The following is an 18,874-nucleotide window of genomic DNA, read 5'->3' as shown; positions in this document are numbered from 1 at the left end:
ACGTCCAGGATGAGACCATGAAACACGTTGTACTGCTATTTCTGCTTCTGTTTGTCGCCACTTCGGTCCAGTCCGCCCTGCGGGTATGGCTGAACAGTGACGGCGCCTATTACGACCCGGACAACCTCTCACACCGGAAGAGTGCGTATTACGACCTGCCCCTGGAGTCGGACGGAGAGCGCTTCCGGCTCAAAATATACTATGCCTCCGGCGCTATGAAGCTTGAGGGTACCACTCCTCACCCTGAGTGGTACCAGCAGGAGCTGCTTGGCGACTTCCGGGAGTGGTTCGAGGATGGGTCGGAAAAAGCCAGTGGCCACTACGTCATGCGTGACGAAGTCTGTGACTGCGGAAACCTGTACCCGGTCAAGCACGGCACCTTTACGGAATACCACCCTAACGGCCAACTGAAAAGCCAGCGCGAGTATATCGGCGGGGGGCTGGCCGACGGCACTTATCGGGACTTCGATGCCGAAGGCCGCCTGGTGAAGGAATTCACCATTCATCACTTCAAGTATCACGACACCTTTTCGGAGTACGAAGACGGTGAGCTAGTGTCCCTGCGCAACTATAAGCACGGTCAGCGGCATGGGGAACAGAGCTGGTTTGATGCCCAGGGCCGGCTGACGAGACTGGAACACTACGAGGAAGGAAAGCGACACGGAGTCATGCGTACGTTCCGGGACGGTGTACAACTGACCGATCACCGCTACGACCAGGGATACCAGCGCGGGCCGCAAACTGACTACCACAGCAATGGTCAGGTGCGACGTACCTATGTGGCCAGTAATCACCGGGGAAAACCGGAGGGCGACGATGTGTATTACCGGGAAGATGGCGGCAAAAAACGTCATATCCACCGGGTTCTGGATGATTCCGGAAAGGTAACCGAGCGTACGGAAAAGCGTTTTCATGACAATGGGGAACTCGCTTTCCGGGAACAGAAGCGGGGCGACTATCGGCTTCGGGAAGTCTACAACGCTGACGGTGAGCTCACCGAGCGTTTGGAAACTGACGAGTTCGGCAAGCAGGGCCTGGCGCTGACATCCGGATGGAGCGGTACGATTCGTGAGCATTACCTGAACGGCAAGAAACACGGCCCCCACCTGACAGTCTCCGACAATGGCGCTCGCAAGGAAGGCACCTACGAGAACGGTCTGAAAACGGGCCTTTGGGAGGAAACCGCTGCGGATGGGGCTCGCGTTACCCGGCGGTACAAGGCTGGTGAGTTGCATGGTCTTCAGGAGAGTTATGATGCCTCCGGTGAGCGCATTGAGTTCTCCAACTACCGGGACGGCAAGCTCCATGGCCCCGCCAACATACGGGATTACCTCGGCCATCGGGAAGTCACTGAGTACCGTCATGGAGAACCCCACGGGGATTATCTCAAAACCACGGACGATGGGCGGGTACTTCACCGGGGCCAGTACATCAATGGCAAACCCGAAGGCCTTCACTATCGCTTCACGAAAGACGGCAGAATGACTGCGAAGGAATCCTATCAGGCCGGTGAGCGTCACGGGGAATGGATCGAAACCGGCTACGACGGCCAGGTTGTCCGCAAGGTGACCTACCGCCACGGCGAAGAGGAAGCGAACATCAGTCTGGAATCAGCGGGCGGGGGACAGCAGCCCTCGTTCCTGCGTTAATTTATCGTTCAGGGAAGGACTTAATGACTGTTTTTCGGATATTGACTGTAGCCCTTGTCGTCCTCCTGCTGGCGGCGGGCATGTGGTGGGTAAAAGCGCACGGCTTTCTGAGTGATGCCGCCCCGGTGATCACGGATGAGGCAGCGGGATGGCCGGCAGAGAGTGGCCAGCGACAGATCTTTCTGGATATTGCCGATGTTGGCGACGCCCTGGTAGCGGTGGGCGAGGCTGGCCAGGTATGGCGTTCCAAGGATGCCGGTGACAGCTGGCAGAGCGTTGACAGCGGGATAAGCGGGTTGCTGACGGCGGTCACTTCTGCTTCGGAGAAAGAACTCTGGGCAGTGGGCCATCGCGGTACTGTACTGTTCAGTGACGATGCCGGCCTCAGCTGGCAGCAACGGCCTCCGGCAGGCCTGGAGAGTCCGGATTTTGTCGCGCTGGATATCGCATTTGGTTCCGAAGGCCGTGGTTACATTGTGGGAGCGGACGGTTTTCTGATCGTTACCAGCGATGGAGGCGAGACCTGGTCCCGGCAGAATCTGCCCAACCGTTATCGTCCGTCGGACCTGAACGCAGTGGCGGTAACACCCGCAGGCCGGGCGCTGGTGGTGTCCTCTGAAGGCAATGTCTATCGGCAGGGCGATGACGGAGATGATTGGGAGGCGTTGGGTCAGGTCAGCTACAGATCCTTGAACGGTATCCTGATGCTCTCTGGCGGCGACAAATGGCTGGTTTATGGTGAGGGCGGAGAAATCTATGAGAGCGCCGATGCCGGGGCCAACTGGCAGCAGGTCGAGTCGGTCAGTAAAGCGCCGTATTTTGCCGGTCGGGTGCTGACTGATGGAAGCGTGGTGCTGGGCGGCGGCAGTGGCGTTGTGGTGAAGCGGACGCCGGCAGGGGAGCAATTCCACCTTGACACAGCCCAGGCCCACGGAACCATTCTGGCGGTTCACGAACGAGCCGATGGCAACCTGGTGGTTGCCGGTGAACAGGGGCTTGGCTGGTCCGACGGCATGGATTACCGGTTTGTGGGCGACGAGTACGGCGCCACGGGCCGAATGAGGGTACAGCAGAGGCTGGACGGCTGGCTCACCCGACAGCTGTTGGCATGGAATAATGAGCGGCGTTCCTACTATGCCGATAACGAGCCACGTATCAAACAATGGGTGAAAGCGACTCTGGCCCCGGCTGAGCATCGCGAGGTCTCCCATGGGGTTTTCACCACCGGGGTCTATCAAGACATCCGCACGGTGATCAAGCGCCTGGAGGAAGGGGAAGCCGGGCTTGAGGTGTATTCTCTGTGGTCACAGGGAGTCTACATCCAAAAGATGCACGGCGGGTCCCGCAGAGCGCTGAGATTCCCGGTGGACATGACCGGCGATGAATACGACGACGCGGAGCGGATTGCCCTGGTCCGTCGAGTAAAACAGGCTGGTCTTGACGGTGGACTGGTGGGCCCGGGCCTGGCCACGACATCGTTCTTCGTGACCCTGCCGCAGAGCGGGGAGGACGAGAGTTCAAGCGCCCTGCCTCAGCTGGCGACTGACTTGTTTGCACAGCCCGGGGAGGACCGTAGCTTCAGTGTGCAGGGGCTATGGAGGCAGCGTCTGGAGCAGGTGGTTGATGCGAGCTCCGAGGAGGACAGTGCTGATGCCTCGGACTCTGAAGCCAATGAGTTCCGTGGACGAGAGGACTTCCTCTACACCGTTACCCGAGGTGATCAGGCCTACGGCTGCGAGGAACAGGAAGTGGCAGCCCGGACACCGGATCTGGAGGAAAAGCTCACCACCCTGGATGGGGTGGTGAAGACTCTCACAGTGGCAGAGCAGGCAAAGTGGAGCCATGCGGTGGCCAAAAATGCACACTGGAAGTGGTTTTCCGCTGACGCGCCGTCTGGCTACCAACGCAGCGAGTATGGCGACTGGGCGGATTACTCATGCGTGAAAACCCTGGCCATTGTGTATGGAGCGCCGGGCAGCAGTAACATCGCCGCCATGCTACAGGCAGAGGTTGATGCGTGGTTAAGTGAAAGCGGTCTGACGTGGGGACCAGGAGATCTGGAAGTTCACGCTTACCGGCTGACGACTGCCCCAGGCGTTGCTGATCAGGGTCAGAACTTTTGAGTTCGGCTTGCCGGCGGTAGCGCCGCTAAGGGTGGGGCGGTGTGCTCCAGAGTCCCAGCTGCGGCAGCTCTTCGCCAAGTCGCAGGGCCTCCAGCCCCGGCATCCGTTTGCTTAACAGTTCATTCCAAAGCTGGGCCAGGGGCAGGGCATCGCCATTGTCCGGCATGTGCATAAAGACAAACGGTTGCTTCCCTTCTTCAATCCAGGTGCTCACTCGCTCTACCCAGGGCGCCAGGAAGGGGCGGTTGGCCTGAAGGTCCGGATGGCCTATATAGCGGACTACCGGGGGCGCCTCGACAGGGAGAAGGTGAACCGGGACTCTGGGCTTTTTCCGCTGGGCATCCCGGATAGCCTCATTGTCCGGCGCCGCTGCAAAGAGCGCGCGGCTGTCAAAATTTACACGGGCGATGTTGCGCTCGCGCAGGCCGCGATTGAGTGTCTTCTCGGCTTCTCCCTTGCTGAAGAAGGCGTGGTGGCGAACTTCAACCGTGCAGGTGAGCGGCGTGGGCAAGGCGTCTGTGAATCTCCACAGATTGTCCAGGTGTTCGGGACCAAACGATGCCGGAAGCTGAACGAGAAAGGGGCCAAGTACGTCGTTGAGTGGCGCGAGGATATCCAGAAAGTCCCGTACCTCAGAGCCGGGCCCAGCGAGCAGCCGGTCGTGGGTGATCCGACGTGGAAACTTGAACAGGAAGCGGAAGTCTCCGGGCACCTGAGCCCGCCATTGCCGGCATTGTTCCTGGCTGGGGGTGGCGTAAAAGGTGGTGTTGCCCTCGACGCAGCTGAACACCTTGCTGTAGCGCTCGAGCGGGCTTTGGCCGGGTGGCAGTTGCGAGCTCCAGGCAGGGTGTTGCCATTGCGGGCAGCCGAGGAAGTAAGGTTGTGTCATGGCCAGCTCGAAGGGTGTGCGGCAAGTCTTTGTGGTGGCTTCGGAGTCTATCAGGGCGTTGATGATATATGATAGTGGCCTGTTGTATTCAAAGTGGAAGTCCTTAATGAAATTCCCCATAGCTACGATCACACTGGTGTCAGCGGCGCTGATATTTGTCGTCTGGGATCAAACCCGGGACAAGCCGGACCCCGGCGATGTCAGTCGTTTCGATAACCTTGCTTCCGATCCGGTGGAACGCAGTGAGGTTGTGGACTGGGTGGTCACCCAGATCCCCGCGCTTTGCGAAGAGGCATCTGACGGAGAAAAAGGGAACAAAGCGTATTCGGAATGTGTTGAGCGTGGCGAGTCCCGAACCTCTGTCTGCCGACGCGAGATCTACGATGCGTTTCCGGCCATCGTCGCCTCTGACACGGTGTTTCGGGATGTGTCCATCACCATGATGAGTTGCCTGGTGCCGCAGTCCGGGTTAATCGATCCGTAGCAATAACAATCAAAGAGGATTAGTCATGCCGACTCAAACCATCTGGATCACCGGAGCGTCCTCGGGCATTGGTGAGGCATTGGCAGTCCGGTTCGCCCGGGACGGTGCCCGCCTTGTACTCTCTGCCCGTCGGGAAAGTGAACTGGAGCGGGTTGCCGCGCGTTGCCGTGAAGCGGGGCTTGGCGCTGACCAGGTACTGGTGTTGCCGCTGGATGTGACAGATTGGGAAGGCTTGCCGGCTGCGGTTCAGTGCGTGCTCGATACCTTTGGTGGCATTGATCTGCTGGTCAATAATGCCGGGGTGTCCCAGCGTTCGTTATGCAAAGATACCGATATGTCGGTCTATCAGAAACTGATGGATGTGGACGTGATGGGCCAGATCGCTCTCACCAAAGCGGTATTGCCACACATGCTGGAGCGTGGTGGCGGCCACCTGGCAGTGACGGCCAGCGTGGCTGGCAAGGTGGGTGTGCCTCAGCGCACGGGGTATTGTGCCGCCAAACACGCCGTCATGGGCTTCTTTGACGCCTTGCGGGCGGAAGTGGAAGAGCAGGGCATTCACGTTTCAACCATCACCCCGGGCTTCATCCGGACGGACATCTCCCGTAATGCCCTGGCCGGCGACGGCAAGGCCTTTGGTCAGGAAGATGACGATATCGCCGGCGGCATGGATGTGAACGAATGCGCCGATGTGATCTTCAAGGGCCTTAAAGCGAAGAGAAGGGAGATTCCGGTAGGCAAGGGCAAAGAAATGGCTGCGCTCTGGATCAAGCGGATCTCACCGAATGCGCTGTTCCGGATTATCAGGATGCAGAACCGGAAAAACTGATGAGCGAATACACCGATCACCTCCACGAAGTCTTCCGGCACTTCGGCCCCATCACCATCCGCAAGATGTTCGGTGGTTATGGCATCTACCATGAGGGCCTGATGTTCGCTTTGGTGGCCGATGATGCCCTATACCTGAAAGCCGATGGGGAGAACGTGGGCGACTTCGAGCGCGAGGGCCTGGGGCCCTTCGAGTACGACAAGGGCGGCAAGGTGGTCAAAATGTCCTACTACCTTGCCCCGGACGACGTCCTGGAAGACCCGGAACAGGCGGCCATCTGGGCCCGTCGTTCGTATGAGGCCGCCTTGCGGGCGCGTGGTAAAACCTAAGGCCTGTAAAGGCATAAATATTCAAGTGAGTGAGTCTATGAATAACGATGAATTAAAGAGTGTTCTCGAACTAGACGGTGAAGAGCGATACGACTACTTCCTGAGTCAGGTGATCGAAGAACGTGAGATCTGGATTCTGGTGAATGCGGAGAATCGCTTCCTGAAAATCGTGTCGGAAGATGGCGAGGTGGAGCACTTGCCCGTCTGGCCCAGCGAGGCGTTTGCGGCAGAGTATGGTAAAGGTTCTGAGGATCTCGCTCCGAAAAGCATTTCCGTGCCGGATTTCTTCCGTAAATGGGTGCCGGGTTTAACGAAAGACGGCCTGGATGTTGGGGTGTTTCCTGGCCTGGACGGAACCCTGTGGATAACGGAGCCGGAAGAACTGAAGCGCGACATACAGGATGAGCTGTCGAGTTTTTAATGGCTGAGAAAAGCGATAACGGCATTTTTCTCCTGATGACCTACCAGGCGATGAACCGGGCCGGGCTGGATTGTGCTGCTATTTTCGCCAGTGTCGGCATGCCCGACGAGCCACCTGACCAGCAGTTGCGACGGAAGAACTCGCCCCAGCATCAGTTCTGGTCCGCCGCCGAGAAGGTCAGTGGCGACCCGGATATCGGTCTGCGAATAGGCGATTTGATGCCGCCGTTCCGTGGTCAGGTGATTGAGTACCTGTTCCTGAGTAGCCCTACCTTTGGCGATGGCCTTGAGCGCTGCATTCGCTATCACCGTTTGCTGACAGACGCCCTGCAGTTCAGTCTGCGGCTAGAGGACGATACCGCCATACTCGCTGGCCTGGAACACCCGGTGCGTCACTACCTGGAATGCGCCACCAGCGTGATGCTGCGCTTCCTGCGGCACGTCTCAGAAGGGCATTTCCAGCCCCGGGAAATCTGGTTCACCCACCAGGATGGCGCTGTAGCAGAGGTCTATGAGCAGGTTTATCGATGCCCCGTGCGGCTCGGTATGCCAGAGGGTGTGATTCGCTTTGATCCTGAAGTGCTGTCCAGAAGCTCCCTGACCGCCGAACCGGAACTTCTGGCGATCCATGAAGATCTGGCGAGTGCCAAGATGGCGGATCTTTCCCGGCGGGACTTTTTCTTCCGGATCGAGAATGAGCTTGGCGGCTTGCTGGAGCTGGGCACGGTGTCCCTGGATACCCTCGCGAAGCAGATGGGCATGTCCTCCAGACGCCTGCGTTCGGAGTTCAGCAAAGCGGGCACCAGTTACAAGGAGGTGCTGGCGGGATTCCGGGAGAAGCTTGCCCGGCGGTTACTGGCCAGAACACAGGAACCCATCGATCAGATTATCTACCTTACCGGTTTCTCTGAGCCCGCTGCGTTTTCCCGGGCATTCAAACGCTGGACAGGCGAAACCCCAACGGCCTATCGCAGCCGCAAGCAGCAACAGAATCCTGACATTTGATCGAGGTGACGCGTCGCAGGCTACGCAGGATCAAAGAGATTGGGGCAACCTGCGGCACGATTGATCCAACGAAGCAACAAATGAGGATTGATCATGCTGGGTTTTCCGATTGCGATTCTGGGCGCCAACGCATTTGAGTGGTACGCACACAAGGTCTGGCTGCACGAGTACCCATCAAAGCACCGTAATGCACCGTTTTTCACCCATATTCGCCACCACAAACGGGCACGGCTGAACCAGTTTGAGGATGAGGGCTATCGCGAGTCCATGTGGCGGGATCAGGAGATGTTCAACGAGAAAGTTGCACTGATAGGTTTGTGTGTTGCCTCTACCACCGTGTTGCCCGTAGCGCCGTTTTTCACCCTGGGTGCCTATTACAGTGCCTGGCAGTATTGGTCCAAACACAGTAAGGCGCACCTGGATTCGGAATGGGCGAAGAAGAACCTGCCCTGGCATTACGACCATCACATGAATTCCAATCAGAACGCCAATTGGTGCGTTACCCGCCCCTGGTTCGACTACATTATGGGAACGCGTATTATTGGGGATCCTGATATCGCTGAGTCGAATCCTTTGGGTATGAACCTGCCCGGCTGGCTGGAGCGACCGGTGAACAGTGTTGCCCGGCGGGTACTGCCCAAGGCATTCCGCCGCCTGGATGAGAATCGGCTTGAGGAAAGCCAGCGTCAGGCGAGAGGACAAACGGCTGATATAGTGGCGGTCTGAGGATTGGTTATGGTTGAGAGACAGGGAGAAAGGCTTGGAAGCATTATTCATCATTCTGGTTGCCGGCATTGTTTTGCTTGTTCCTGTCGGCTCAGTTCTCGGATTTTTGGCCTTTCGACAACGTAATTCGCAATCTGCCCGCATTGAATCCCTGGGGCGGGAGGTCTCCGGGTTGCGGGAGGAAGTGGCCCATCTGAAGCGCCAGATGGCCCGTGAGGATGACGTGCCCGCGTCGCATCAGGATGCCCCGGAAGAGCCTGTCCCCGCTGAACAGGCTCCGCCGGTGCAAGATTTCGCAGCATCCGACTCCGCATCCAGTGATTGGACCGAGCAAGCACAGCCGGTGGTGCGCAGTGAACGGCCGGAACCGGATCGTGCCTCCCGCATTACCGCAGCCCTGAAAGAAAACTGGATGGTCTGGCTTGGTGGCCTGAGTGTGGGGCTGGCCGGGATCTTCATGGTCAGTCATTCCATCAATGCCGGGCTTATCGGCCCGGTGCAGCAACTGTTGCTCGCCCTGGTCACTGGTCTTGCCCTGCATGCCGGTGCGGAGTTCCTGCGTCGCCGCAACCGCGGCGCGGACCAGGTATTTGCCGCATTGGCGGGGGGCGGCAGTATCACCCTGTATGCCGCGTTGCTTGCCGGTGTCCACCATTATGAGTTGATCAGTCCGTTGATCGGGTTGGTGGGGCTTGCGGCGGTCTCCCTCGGCACCATGGTGCTGGCCCTGGTTCATGGCCCGCTGCTGGCCATCATGGGGCTGAGCGGTGCCTATCTGGTGCCCCTGCTGATCGGGGGAGAGGACGGCAGTGTGGCCTTTGTGCTGTCTTACAGTTTCCTGATCACCCTCAGTTCGCTGCTACTAATGCGCTATGTCTTTCGTGACTGGCTGTGGTTTGCCACGTTGGCCGGTGCGCTGTTGTGGTGGCTGGTAACCCTGTCCTCCGCCCCGGTCGGAGCGCCGACCGCCTGGTATCTCGCGGGACTGTTCGTGATCTTTGCTGTCATGCCGGGACATCTGAAGGCAGGGGTGCCGCGCCTGTGGGAAACGCTGCTCACACTGTTGGCCATCTGGGGCTTGTCGATCGTTGATCAACCCGCTGACAGCCCATTGTTCTGGAGTTGGCTGCTTATCCTGCCGGCAGCCGCCTTGGTACCCCAGAGCCGGGGGACATTCTGGTATCTGCCCTGGTCGGCGGTTGCGGTCAGCGCCGCCGGTTGGCTGGCTTATATGGTTCGTGAGGTGGCAGATCGAGTGTATCTGGAGCAGATGCCCGTGGAGCATCAGGGCGGATTTCTCTCCTACCTGATTGTCGCCGCGATACTGACCCTGGGGCTCGGCTTGTGGCACTGGGTACGTGATCCTGATCGTCGTCGGTGGGCGTCGCTCACGCTGTTGTCACCGCTGGTGTGGCTGGTTCTGGGCTGGTTGCTGCTGCATGGCTACGGGAAGTCCTCTGTCTGGGCGGTTGTCACGCTGTTGCTTGGCGGTTTGTACGGTGTTCTGGCCTGGCAGATGGAAAACCGTGAACGCTATCGCAGCGGGGTGGTATGGGCCATCCTGGCGGCCCATGTCAGTTATTCCCTGGCGGCGGTGATGGTATTCCGTGAAGCCTCACTCACACTGGCCCTGTCCGTTCAGTTCATCAGTCTTACCTGGCTGGCGCGCCGCTATGAGATGCCGGAGCTGTACCTGCTGCTCAAGATAGCGCTGGCACTGGTGGTCGCGCGGCTGACCTTCAATCCGTGGCTGCAAAGTTACGATGCCGGTCTGCATTGGTCACTGTGGACCTATGGTGGCGCAACACTGTGCGCGGCGGTGGCCACCTGGATAGCGAACCGGAATCACAGTATCCGCCCCTGGCTGGAAGGGGCGACACTACACCTGTTGGTGTTGTTCCTGGGCTCGGAAATGCGTTACTGGCTTTACGATGGCGACATCTTTGCCCATGAGTACAGCTTCACCGAGGCAACGATCAACACGCTGCTCTGGGGTGCGCTCAGCCTGACCTATACCGTTCGCGCCAAAGCCAGTGAATCCCTGGCCTGGCTCTACCGGCTGTTCTCATGGATTCTGCTCGGCCTTTCCGGTTTGAGCTATCTCACGCTGATCACTGTGCACAATCCCTGGTGGGGCGGCAGCGCCATTGGCGATACAGCGATCTTCAATATCCTGCTGCCTGCCTACGGTGGGCCGGTGCTGCTGGCGCTGGTTGCCAGCCGGTTCCCGGAGCTTGCGCCCAGATTCTGGTCGCTGTGCGTGGCGGCTGGGAGCTTTATGTTATTCACAGTCCTGGAAATCCGGCAGCTGTGGCAGGGCAGTGATATGGGGCTGTCCTTCGGCATTACCGAGGGCGAGCTATACAGCTACTCCGTTGTGGGGATGCTGTACGCCATCGCTGCAATCATCTATGCCACTGGCCGCAATAATGCGGTGCTGTATAAGGCCGGCATGGCCCTGCTGGGGCTGGTGATTGCCAAGATCTTCCTGATCGACATGGCAGGTCTGCAGGGCCTGTGGCGGGTGGCAGCCTTTATGGGATTGGGACTTGCGTTGTTGGGATTGGCCTGGCTCTATCGAAAAGCTCAGGGTGCTCCGGAGGGTGGCTAGAAAGCCCAGAAGTGGCGGGCGGTCAATTTACGGTCATATTACTGAAACGCCCGTTCCAGCACGCTTTTGGGTACCTATCCTTACGTTGCTAACACAGTTATCCACAGATTCTGTGGGCAACTTATTCCAGTGCCGGCTGGAAGTAGCGGTTGAGCAGGTCCGGATCATCGAAATGGCGCTTGCCGATAAACGCAGTGGCGTGGTGGCCCCATTGGCGCATGGCTCCGGGTGAAAGAACTCCGGTGCTCCAGAGCAGGAATCGCTCCAGGCGCTCTGTGCCGGCCACCAGGCCGTTGGGCAGGAACAGGCTGCGGTGCATGCCCGTATTGTCCGGTAACGCCCTGAGCCGGTCATAGTGGACCAGTTGGTAGGGTGTTGATTCTGTTATTGACTCCGGTGGAGCCGCAAAGCTCACATTGGTGACGTAATGGGTGCCGCTGGCCAGGTGTACAACGGGGCGGGACATAGTCCGGTGGTTGGCTGGCGCTTCGAGCGGCAATACCGTCATGATCTCGTCCCCCACGGCGCCGGGGTTGAGCCGGAGGCGGTCCGCCAGCGGATACCATTGGTGATAGCAGCCACAGGGGTGGACGCTGTCATACATCAGGACCTGCCCGTTTTCATCCAGAGTGACGCGCCAGATAAGCCCGTCCAGCCGACCGCCGTAGATATCCAGGGCGTGGGGCTTGGGTCGTTCATCGAACCAGAACACATAGACCAGTTGCGGCAGCCACCGGTTCTGCCAGCGAACCTCAGTGATCAGCGTATACGCCAGGGCGGGTGGCCCGACCACCCACTGGCTGTCTTGCCACCGGGGTGTTCCCGGTCGGTCATAGGATTTGTCGCTTGCCATGATCAGATGGGGAGCGTGATACGCCAGCAGCGTTTCGGTCCCTTCCTGCGAAAACACTGGCAGCCCAAGAAGGTCTCGGGAAGGCTCGTGGCGTAGAATGGATGCTACTTGCGCCGGATCTGGTATCGGTAACTCTGGCGCGAACTGACGGGCCACGGCGTTGTCAGTCTGAGTGCCGAACTGTTTCACCTGTGATGCCTGGAGTCCGCGGACCTGATAAGCCAGTATGGGCCGCATCAGAGGGTAGGCGCCAATGGTGCGGCGCCAGTCCAGATAGGCATCCGGCACCTCCACATTGGAAACAAGGTCTGCCCACTGGCGCGAATCGGTCCCCAGCGCCGCCACCTGTTGTTTGGCGCAGTGCATCAGCCAGCCGGGGTCGAGCATATGACGTTTTTTTAGCCGGGTGAGTCGGACACGCAACGCCCGCTCCCCGTTGTATAGTGCATGATATAACCAGTCATGGCGTTCCGCGGGCGTGAGTGCAGCCAGATCAAAATCGGCCAGCGTCCGATTGACCCGCAGGTAAGGATAGCCGGGGATCTGGTTTCCCTGGGCATCCTGAATACCGGCTTGTTGCAGTTGCCGCTCAACATCCTGCCAGGCTGTGGTGCAGGCTTCGCTGGTCAGGGACATCACCGGTGGCGTTGCTGGTTGGCCGGCACAGCCGCCAAGCACCCAGGCTATAAGTATCAGGGTCAGTCGGTTGCAGTTGAATGCCTGGTGCGGCCTACAGAGTTTGAGCATTTGTCAGGCTGCCTCGGGTGTCTCTAGCGCTATTGACCCGGGGGCTGTGTGGAAGTTTCAGGAGGACGATAATGAGTAACAGAATACCCGCCACAAATATCATCATGACCGGCATGCCGGGTAGCGGTAAAAGCACCGTAGGCGTTCTGCTGGCCAAGCGCCTCGGACTCGGTTTCGTGGACACCGACCTGCTTATCCAGCAACACGCCGGTTGCACGCTGCAGGACATAGTGGACAACGAGGGCTATCAGGCGTTGCGGGCGGTTGAGGAAGACGTGTTGCTCCGGCTGGACGTGGAGCGGCACGTGGTTTCCACGGGGGGCAGCGCCGTCTATAGCTCGAAGGCGATGAAACATCTCAAGAACAATGGCGTGGTGGTATTCCTGGATATTCCGCTGGATCTGGTCACCAAGCGCCTGGGAGATTTCAGCCTGCGCGGCATCTCACGTCGACCGGACCAGTCGCTGGAAGAGCTGTTTGAGGAACGTTATGAACTTTATAGCCGTCACGCGGATATCACAATTTCCGGTGTCGGGCGGGATCAGGATGAGGTGTGCGAAGCAGTGGTCGAGGCCATGAAAACACAGCTACCCACTGATTCGGGATGACGTTATTCGTTCTCCACACCAGGCGGCTGCACGGTTGTGGTACTTCCGCTCGGAATGGCGGGATCGTCTTTTATGATGACAACAACTGCAACCACAGCAATGAGAATCGCGCCAATAATAGCCGCCGTTGCACCCAGCGTCATTGATCTTTTGGAAGCCGGGTTTGTGCCACATCTGGGGCACTTGTGCAGCCCCGGTTCAATTTCGGCGCCGCAATGTCTGCACTTGATATACCCCATGTTCCTTCATCCTGTTGAACATCACTCTTTAAAAGACTAGTGGCCTGTCACTGCCTGGTCTACGTGGAGAAAGCCTCCGCAAGCGGCTGAAAAGGCCTGAAAGCACAAGGCCAATCAGTACAGGGCCCAGCAAGGCCAGGGTTGAGGGTTCGGGAATGCCTATCGTTTGGAGCTTGGTGAGGCCATCGGTCAGAAAGTAGGTCTCACCGGTGCTTAGAACTGTGACACTGGCTCCCTCAAAAGGAGCTGTTTTATCAAGGTTGTGGAAGATATCCTGGCCGGCTTCCAGGAAAAAGAGGTCCAAAAACAGGAAGAACTCAAAGTCACCGGAAACAAATGGCTCAAAGCCGTTCTCAAACAAGCCGTCTTCGTCCGAAACGGGTTGGTCGTGCAGCAGCGGCGCAAATCCTTCCCACTCGAAGGATACCGGTTCACTCTCAAACGTGGCCGAGACCAGACCGCGCATCTGGTCGTCTACTGTAAATATCCCAACCGCGCTGTGGGAACCATGCGGATTTGCAATAGTGTTATCGTATGAATAGCTAATCAGCGTGGCATTGGCTGACATGGATAGAAACAGGGCCGCAAGCAGCATGAGCCCTTTCATGGTAATCCCTCTCGATGTGATGCTGAGTTCCATACTATAAGGTGCAGGAATTGATGCTGAGTTCCATACTTTAAATATAGCAATTAATGGACCAGCCCTTCCGAGAGAACGAACCAGCGACAAGTCATGCTATTCCGTCGCCAAAATCTGTAAAGAAACCTGACGTCAGGGCGGACAAAGGATGGGGCAAAACGCACCTCGGAGGGGATTCATGGAAATGCTGGCGAGCTTTGTGCTGATAGCTGTGGGTGTCTATCTGGCACTATTGCTGCTGCTTTTCCTGATGCAGTCACGCCTCATCCACCTCCCTGGCGTGCAGGGGCGGGAGTTGGAAGCCACTCCGGCGGCAATCGGCCTGGATTGGGAGGAGGTCACGCTGAGTGCCGCCGATGGCGTCAAGCTGCATGGCTGGTACCTGCCGGCGCCGCAGGCCGGCCACCGTACTATCCACCGTACTTTCGATCGTACTTTGCTGTTCCTCCACGGCAACGCCGGCAATATCAGCCATCGTCTTGAAAGTCTGGAGATCTTTCATGAGCTGGGCCTGGCAACACTGATTATTGACTATCGCGGTTATGGTCGTAGCGAGGGCAAGCCATCGGAGGCTGGGCTGTATCGTGATGCGGATGCGGCCTGGCAGTACCTGGTGGAGAGTCGTAAGGTCCCGCCGCAGCAGGTGATTGTTTTCGGCCGTTCCCTGGGAGCGGCGGTGGCCGCGCATCTGGCGGCTGAGCGACCGGTGGGCGGCCTGATCCTGGAATCCGCCTTCACGTCGGTACCGGATCGCGGAGCGGAACTCTACTCAATCTTTCCCATTCGGCTGCTGGCCCGTATTTACTACCCCACAGCCGAATGGGTCAAGCAGGTCAGGGCACCCGTCTTGGTCATCCACAGCAAAGAGGATGAGCTCATTCCCCTCCCCCATGGGGAAGCGGTTTACCACGCGGCGCCGGAGCCAAAGCAGTTCCTGCAGATTCGGGGCGACCACAATTCCGGTTTTATCCTCAGCCGTCCGGTGTATATGAAAGGTATGGCGCAATGGCTCGAAAGTCTGTCGCCGTAGCGGAAGAGATTCCATAGCGGCGGTTCTCTCAAGTGGGTGAACCTGCGAGCCGGCTCCCCAGAATGGCGGCTGCCAGATAGCAGATGCTTGCACACCCCATCAGCACCGTGAATCCCCAATGCATGGCGATCAACACCGCCGCCAGTGACCCGATAACACTCGTAAAGCCGTTGATGCCCCAGGCCCAGGCGATGGTGGACGCGCCGGCGGCGCGAACGCGGAGCATACCCTGGGGCAAGGCGCAGCCCATGGGAAAGGCAATGGCGAAGACAGTGGCGGAGATAAAGCCGGCGCGGGCCGCAAACGACCAGTCCGCGGCAAACTGGAAGCCATAGGCGAACAGGCCCATGAACAGGGGCGCGAGGCCAGCAGGCAGGAGGAGCCAGCCGACCAACGCACGGTTTGTCAGCCGCCGCCGGCCCAACCAATAACTGCCCATACCGGCACCAACCAGCATGGCGGCGACCACAATGCTGAAGGCGCTGCTGGTGGCATCGAGCAACAAAGTGCTCTTTTGCAGCAGGCCGATTTCCACGAACATGAAACCCAAGCCCAGGGCGCTGAAATAAAGGCCGGTGGGGAGCTGCCGTACCCGGTTTTCGCGCGCTGGACCGCGGTTCCGGCGGATGAATGCCAGGGGCGCAATAATGGCCACCAGGGCCAGCACGGCCCCGACCAGCAGGGCGGCCCAGTGCAGCAGGTAGCCCCAACTCAAGTGCGCTCGCCAGGTTGGCCCGAAGGTGTCGCGTAACGTGGCCAGGCCCTGGTGGCGGAAAAATTTGTCGAAGAAGGGGCTGTCGTCGGTGGTGGGCTGGACGTCGAAGGCATAGCTCTCGTGGAAGGTCGTTGCCTCGCCCTCAGTGAATGCCTTGAAGGGACCATAGAGACCGCCGTTTCGCCGGTGATGAAAGCGATTGGTGTCCGCTTCCTGGAGCCCTGGCAGCGCCACCAGGTCGAACCGCCACCGCTCGGCGAAGGCGCGCAATGCCCGTTGCCGGTCGTCGTCAATGGGGGCCTGGGTGACAAGCAATACGAGGTTGCGCCAGTCCCGAATCGCCGCGATGTGCCCGGAGGGCGTCTTGCCCGACTGGCGTAGTGCGCGTGTTGCGGTGGCGGCCAGCCGCAGGCTGTGTTGGGGCATGGCCTTGATGTCGGTCACGATGGCATAGACACCGGTCTCGCTCACATTGGCCAGTACTTCCCGGAACGCTTCCACCGTGGTGTCGTAGCGGACGGCACCCGCCGCAAGCCCGGCTTCCGGCGCGGAGAGGGTCAGCATGACGACATCGAATAGGCCTGGATGAGCGGCATGGAATCGTCGCGCGGTCATTGGCACCAACTCTACCCCGCTGGGCAGGTAGGGGCGTGCCAGGCCCGTGGCGGCGTCACCGGCGAGCAGACGACGCAGGGCGGCGTTTTCCTCGCTGGCCTGGATGCGTTCCGGGTCATGGGATGCGGCGACCCAGGCTTGCCAGCCACCCCCAAGCGAATGCAGCAGCACCGTAGGCTGTGGCGGTGCCAGATGAAAGGCTGCACTGGATATGACCGACTGCATCAGCGGTGGCGGTGTCGCCACGTCCAGCAAGGGCGTGCCATTGTCGCCGTCGAAAAACAGTCGCGCCTGGGGCGGGGCGTCCGCGGTTGAGGCGATACTCATCCCCGGCGCGCCGTGAAGGCCGGGGGCATCCAGCACGGTGAGCCGGGTGTCGGGGGTGTCCCGCTCCCAGAGGATCTGGGCGTCACGGGTGTTGAGTTGGACGGACAACTCCTTGTACCCGGCGGGTTGAACGAGCAGGACGTTGAGGTTGTAAATTGCCAACAGTATGCCTGCCAGACCGACGCCGATGGCCCTGTTCCGGGCAGACGTCCGGGTCAGGACGACGGCCACCGCCGCCGCCAGGGAGAACAGGATCAGCAGGCTTTCCAGGGCCATCACTTGCAGGGCGAGCGGTACGCTCAGGGCGCCAGCGGCGCTACCGATAAGGTCGGCGGCGTAAAGTTGGCCGATGCGTGCCGACCAGCAGATGAAGCACGTAGTGACAAACAGTGCGCCCAGGAAGAAAGGGACCAGGAAACAGACCACATAGAGACCAAACCCAACCAGTTCCTCCGGGCGCCAGGCCAGCGCCGGCAGCGTCATGTCGATGTGCCCGGACACGACCACGCTGAGCGGCAGGGCCAGAGCAAAGCCGGCTGCGGATACCGTGAGCCAGGCCGCGCCATGGCGGCGGATGGTGTCGGCGAGCAGGCTGGCAAAGGCCCCGGCAGCCCCGAAGCCGAGCAGGCCCAGGGCAATGATCAGTGACGCCAGATGGTGCAGGTGCTGTATCGCGATGATGCGGGTGAGCGCCACCTCAAAGCCGACAATCCCGGCGGCCACAAGGCCCAGCGCCAGGAGGAGGGTGCGGCGGGGTGGGGCGTCGGCGGGTTTCATGGATCAGCGTGGGGTTTCGCTGGTCAGCGGTACAAACCGGACAGGTAACAGGCTCTCGGTGGTGGTGTCGCCGGCCTGGTTCTTTGTCACCAACATGAGGATTTGCGCACCCCAGCGGGGGCCGACAGGAATGACCATCCGTCCATCAGGCTTGAGCTGTTCAAGCAGGGGTGGTGGAATATGGGCCGCGGCGGCAGTCACCAGGATGCGATCGAACGGGGCCTGCTCCGGCCAGCCGTAATAGCCGTCACCTTGCCGGGTCCGTATGCGGTTGTAACCAAGATTGGCCAGCCGCGCCTTGGCTTCCCTGGCCAGGGGCTCGATGATTTCGATGGTGTAAACCTGGTCCGTCAGTTGCGCGAGAATGGCCGCCTGATAGCCAGAACCGGTACCCACTTCCAGTACCTTGTGGGTGTCGTCCACATCGGCCAGTTGCGTCATCAGGGCAACAACGGTCGGTTGCGAGATGGTCTGGCCATGACCAATAGGTACGGGTTTGTCCTGGTAGGCCTGGTCCTGGAGCCCGTCCGGCACAAAACGGTGCCGCGGTACGCGCAGCAAGGCCGCGCGGACGTTCGGGTCGTCAATCATCAGGTCGGGCGCAACACCGCTCAGGGACCGGACCAGCGCTTGCCGTTCCGCCTGTCGGTCCGAGTCGGCCAGGGCTGGAGACACCTGGCCAAGAACCACGTGCACGCCCAACCACATCAGGATCAATGCGGAGGCGTTTCGGCTCATTGGAAGTGAGGGCCGGCACGGGTTGCCGCACCGGCCCTGTACTCTCTAGAAATGAAGCACTTGTGGGTGAACCAGGCGATCGTAATCCTGGTAGCTCATCCGCATGACCTCGCTGTGGCTGCCGGCGTTGAAGACGATGTGCTCGTCCTCCCGCAGATGCTCACTGACGAAGACGTCCATGTTGTACAGGTTGCCAAAAGGCGGCATGGCGCCGACTTCGCAGTCGGGGAAGGCGGCATTGATATCGTCCTCATCCGCCAGTTCCAGGTCTTTGGCTCCCAGCGCCTGTTTCAACTGGTCTACATGTACGCGGTCCGTGGATGGCAGAACCGTCATGAACAGGCGGCCGTCTGCTTTGACAATCACTGTCTTGGCAAATTCGCGGCCCCTTACATGGGCGGCCTGGGCGGTTCGTGAAGCGTCAACGGTGGGCTCATGGGCCTCCGTTCGGTAGTTCACTGCATTGCTGTCGAGAAATTCCCGAAGTTTCTGGTTAATCATGGCGGTATCCTCCTTCACC

General features: G+C 59.5%; 17 protein-coding genes. 11 read left to right on the top strand and 6 right to left on the bottom strand.

Annotated features, from left to right (window positions below):
• Positions 1-17 precede the first annotated feature (17 nt).
• Entirely contained in the window at positions 18-1,649 is a 1,632-nt protein-coding gene (locus ACJO5Y_RS10620) for a toxin-antitoxin system YwqK family antitoxin (protein WP_406987072.1), read from the top strand.
• A 23-nt stretch (positions 1,650-1,672) separates the two neighbouring features.
• Positions 1,673-3,772: a WD40/YVTN/BNR-like repeat-containing protein gene (locus ACJO5Y_RS10615; RefSeq protein WP_406987071.1), complete on the top strand. Its 2,100-nt coding sequence runs from the start codon at positions 1,673-1,675 to the stop codon at positions 3,770-3,772.
• Between the two features lie 25 nt (positions 3,773-3,797).
• On the opposite strand, the gene ACJO5Y_RS10610 is transcribed toward ACJO5Y_RS10615, so the two are convergent.
• A complete protein-coding gene (locus ACJO5Y_RS10610; RefSeq protein WP_406987069.1) occupies positions 3,798-4,661 on the bottom strand; it encodes a DUF72 domain-containing protein in 864 nt (287 codons plus the stop codon).
• Between the two features lie 106 nt (positions 4,662-4,767).
• Here ACJO5Y_RS10610 and ACJO5Y_RS10605 point away from each other — a divergent pair, with 106 nt between their 5' ends.
• From ACJO5Y_RS10605 to ACJO5Y_RS10575, 7 genes are all read left to right on the top strand, one after another.
• A complete protein-coding gene (locus ACJO5Y_RS10605; protein WP_406987067.1) occupies positions 4,768-5,145 on the top strand; it encodes a hypothetical protein in 378 nt (125 codons plus the stop codon).
• Between the two features lie 25 nt (positions 5,146-5,170).
• Entirely contained in the window at positions 5,171-5,974 is an 804-nt protein-coding gene (locus ACJO5Y_RS10600) for an SDR family oxidoreductase (RefSeq protein ID WP_406987065.1), read from the top strand.
• Positions 5,974-6,303: a TfoX/Sxy family protein gene (locus tag ACJO5Y_RS10595; RefSeq protein ID WP_406987064.1), complete on the top strand. Its 330-nt coding sequence runs from the start codon at positions 5,974-5,976 to the stop codon at positions 6,301-6,303. Before ACJO5Y_RS10600 ends, ACJO5Y_RS10595 begins: the two co-directional genes overlap by 1 nt.
• A 37-nt stretch (positions 6,304-6,340) precedes the next feature.
• Complete coding sequence (locus ACJO5Y_RS10590; RefSeq protein WP_406987063.1) at positions 6,341-6,724, top strand: DUF2750 domain-containing protein; 384 nt, start codon at positions 6,341-6,343, stop codon at positions 6,722-6,724.
• Complete coding sequence (locus ACJO5Y_RS10585; RefSeq protein WP_406987062.1) at positions 6,724-7,728, top strand: AraC family transcriptional regulator; 1,005 nt, start codon at positions 6,724-6,726, stop codon at positions 7,726-7,728. Before ACJO5Y_RS10590 ends, ACJO5Y_RS10585 begins: the two co-directional genes overlap by 1 nt.
• A 93-nt stretch (positions 7,729-7,821) precedes the next feature.
• Entirely contained in the window at positions 7,822-8,454 is a 633-nt protein-coding gene (locus ACJO5Y_RS10580; protein ID WP_406987060.1) for a sterol desaturase family protein, read from the top strand.
• A 34-nt stretch (positions 8,455-8,488) separates the two neighbouring features.
• On the top strand, positions 8,489-11,065 hold the full coding sequence (locus ACJO5Y_RS10575; RefSeq protein WP_406987059.1) for a DUF2339 domain-containing protein: 2,577 nt from the start codon (positions 8,489-8,491) through the stop codon (positions 11,063-11,065).
• A gap of 121 nt (positions 11,066-11,186) precedes the next feature.
• Here the strand turns inward: ACJO5Y_RS10575 and ACJO5Y_RS10570 are convergent, their stop codons facing one another.
• Positions 11,187-12,665 (bottom strand): hypothetical protein, encoded by a 1,479-nt coding sequence (locus ACJO5Y_RS10570; RefSeq protein WP_406987057.1) that lies wholly within the window; start codon positions 12,663-12,665, stop codon positions 11,187-11,189.
• A gap of 71 nt (positions 12,666-12,736) precedes the next feature.
• Between ACJO5Y_RS10570 and ACJO5Y_RS10565 the strand changes: the two genes are divergently transcribed.
• Positions 12,737-13,273: a shikimate kinase gene (locus tag ACJO5Y_RS10565; protein WP_406987055.1), complete on the top strand. Its 537-nt coding sequence runs from the start codon at positions 12,737-12,739 to the stop codon at positions 13,271-13,273.
• Positions 13,274-13,540: 267 nt separating this feature from the next.
• On the opposite strand, the gene ACJO5Y_RS10560 is transcribed toward ACJO5Y_RS10565, so the two are convergent.
• Complete coding sequence (locus ACJO5Y_RS10560) at positions 13,541-14,119, bottom strand: hypothetical protein (protein ID WP_406987053.1); 579 nt, start codon at positions 14,117-14,119, stop codon at positions 13,541-13,543.
• A gap of 211 nt (positions 14,120-14,330) precedes the next feature.
• Between ACJO5Y_RS10560 and ACJO5Y_RS10555 the strand changes: the two genes are divergently transcribed.
• A complete protein-coding gene (locus ACJO5Y_RS10555) occupies positions 14,331-15,182 on the top strand; it encodes an alpha/beta hydrolase (protein WP_406987051.1) in 852 nt (283 codons plus the stop codon).
• A gap of 28 nt (positions 15,183-15,210) precedes the next feature.
• Here ACJO5Y_RS10555 and ACJO5Y_RS10550 read toward each other — a convergent pair whose 3' ends face one another.
• Genes ACJO5Y_RS10550 through ACJO5Y_RS10540 form a run of 3 tightly spaced genes read right to left on the bottom strand, consistent with a single transcriptional unit; the run spans position 15,211 to position 18,855 of the window.
• Positions 15,211-17,616, bottom strand: a complete 2,406-nt coding sequence (locus ACJO5Y_RS10550; RefSeq protein ID WP_406987049.1) for a spermidine synthase family protein — start codon at positions 17,614-17,616, stop codon at positions 15,211-15,213.
• Positions 17,617-17,619: 3 nt separating this feature from the next.
• Positions 17,620-18,354, bottom strand: a complete 735-nt coding sequence (locus tag ACJO5Y_RS10545; RefSeq protein WP_406987047.1) for a protein-L-isoaspartate(D-aspartate) O-methyltransferase — start codon at positions 18,352-18,354, stop codon at positions 17,620-17,622.
• A 45-nt stretch (positions 18,355-18,399) separates the two neighbouring features.
• A complete protein-coding gene (locus ACJO5Y_RS10540; protein ID WP_406987045.1) occupies positions 18,400-18,855 on the bottom strand; it encodes an aminoacyl-tRNA deacylase in 456 nt (151 codons plus the stop codon).
• Positions 18,856-18,874 lie beyond the last annotated feature (19 nt).

This window comes from Marinobacter alkalisoli (genome assembly GCF_045449855.1).
Taxonomy (GTDB): domain Bacteria; phylum Pseudomonadota; class Gammaproteobacteria; order Pseudomonadales; family Oleiphilaceae; genus Marinobacter.
This window is presented reverse-complemented; position numbering and strand designations above follow the sequence as displayed.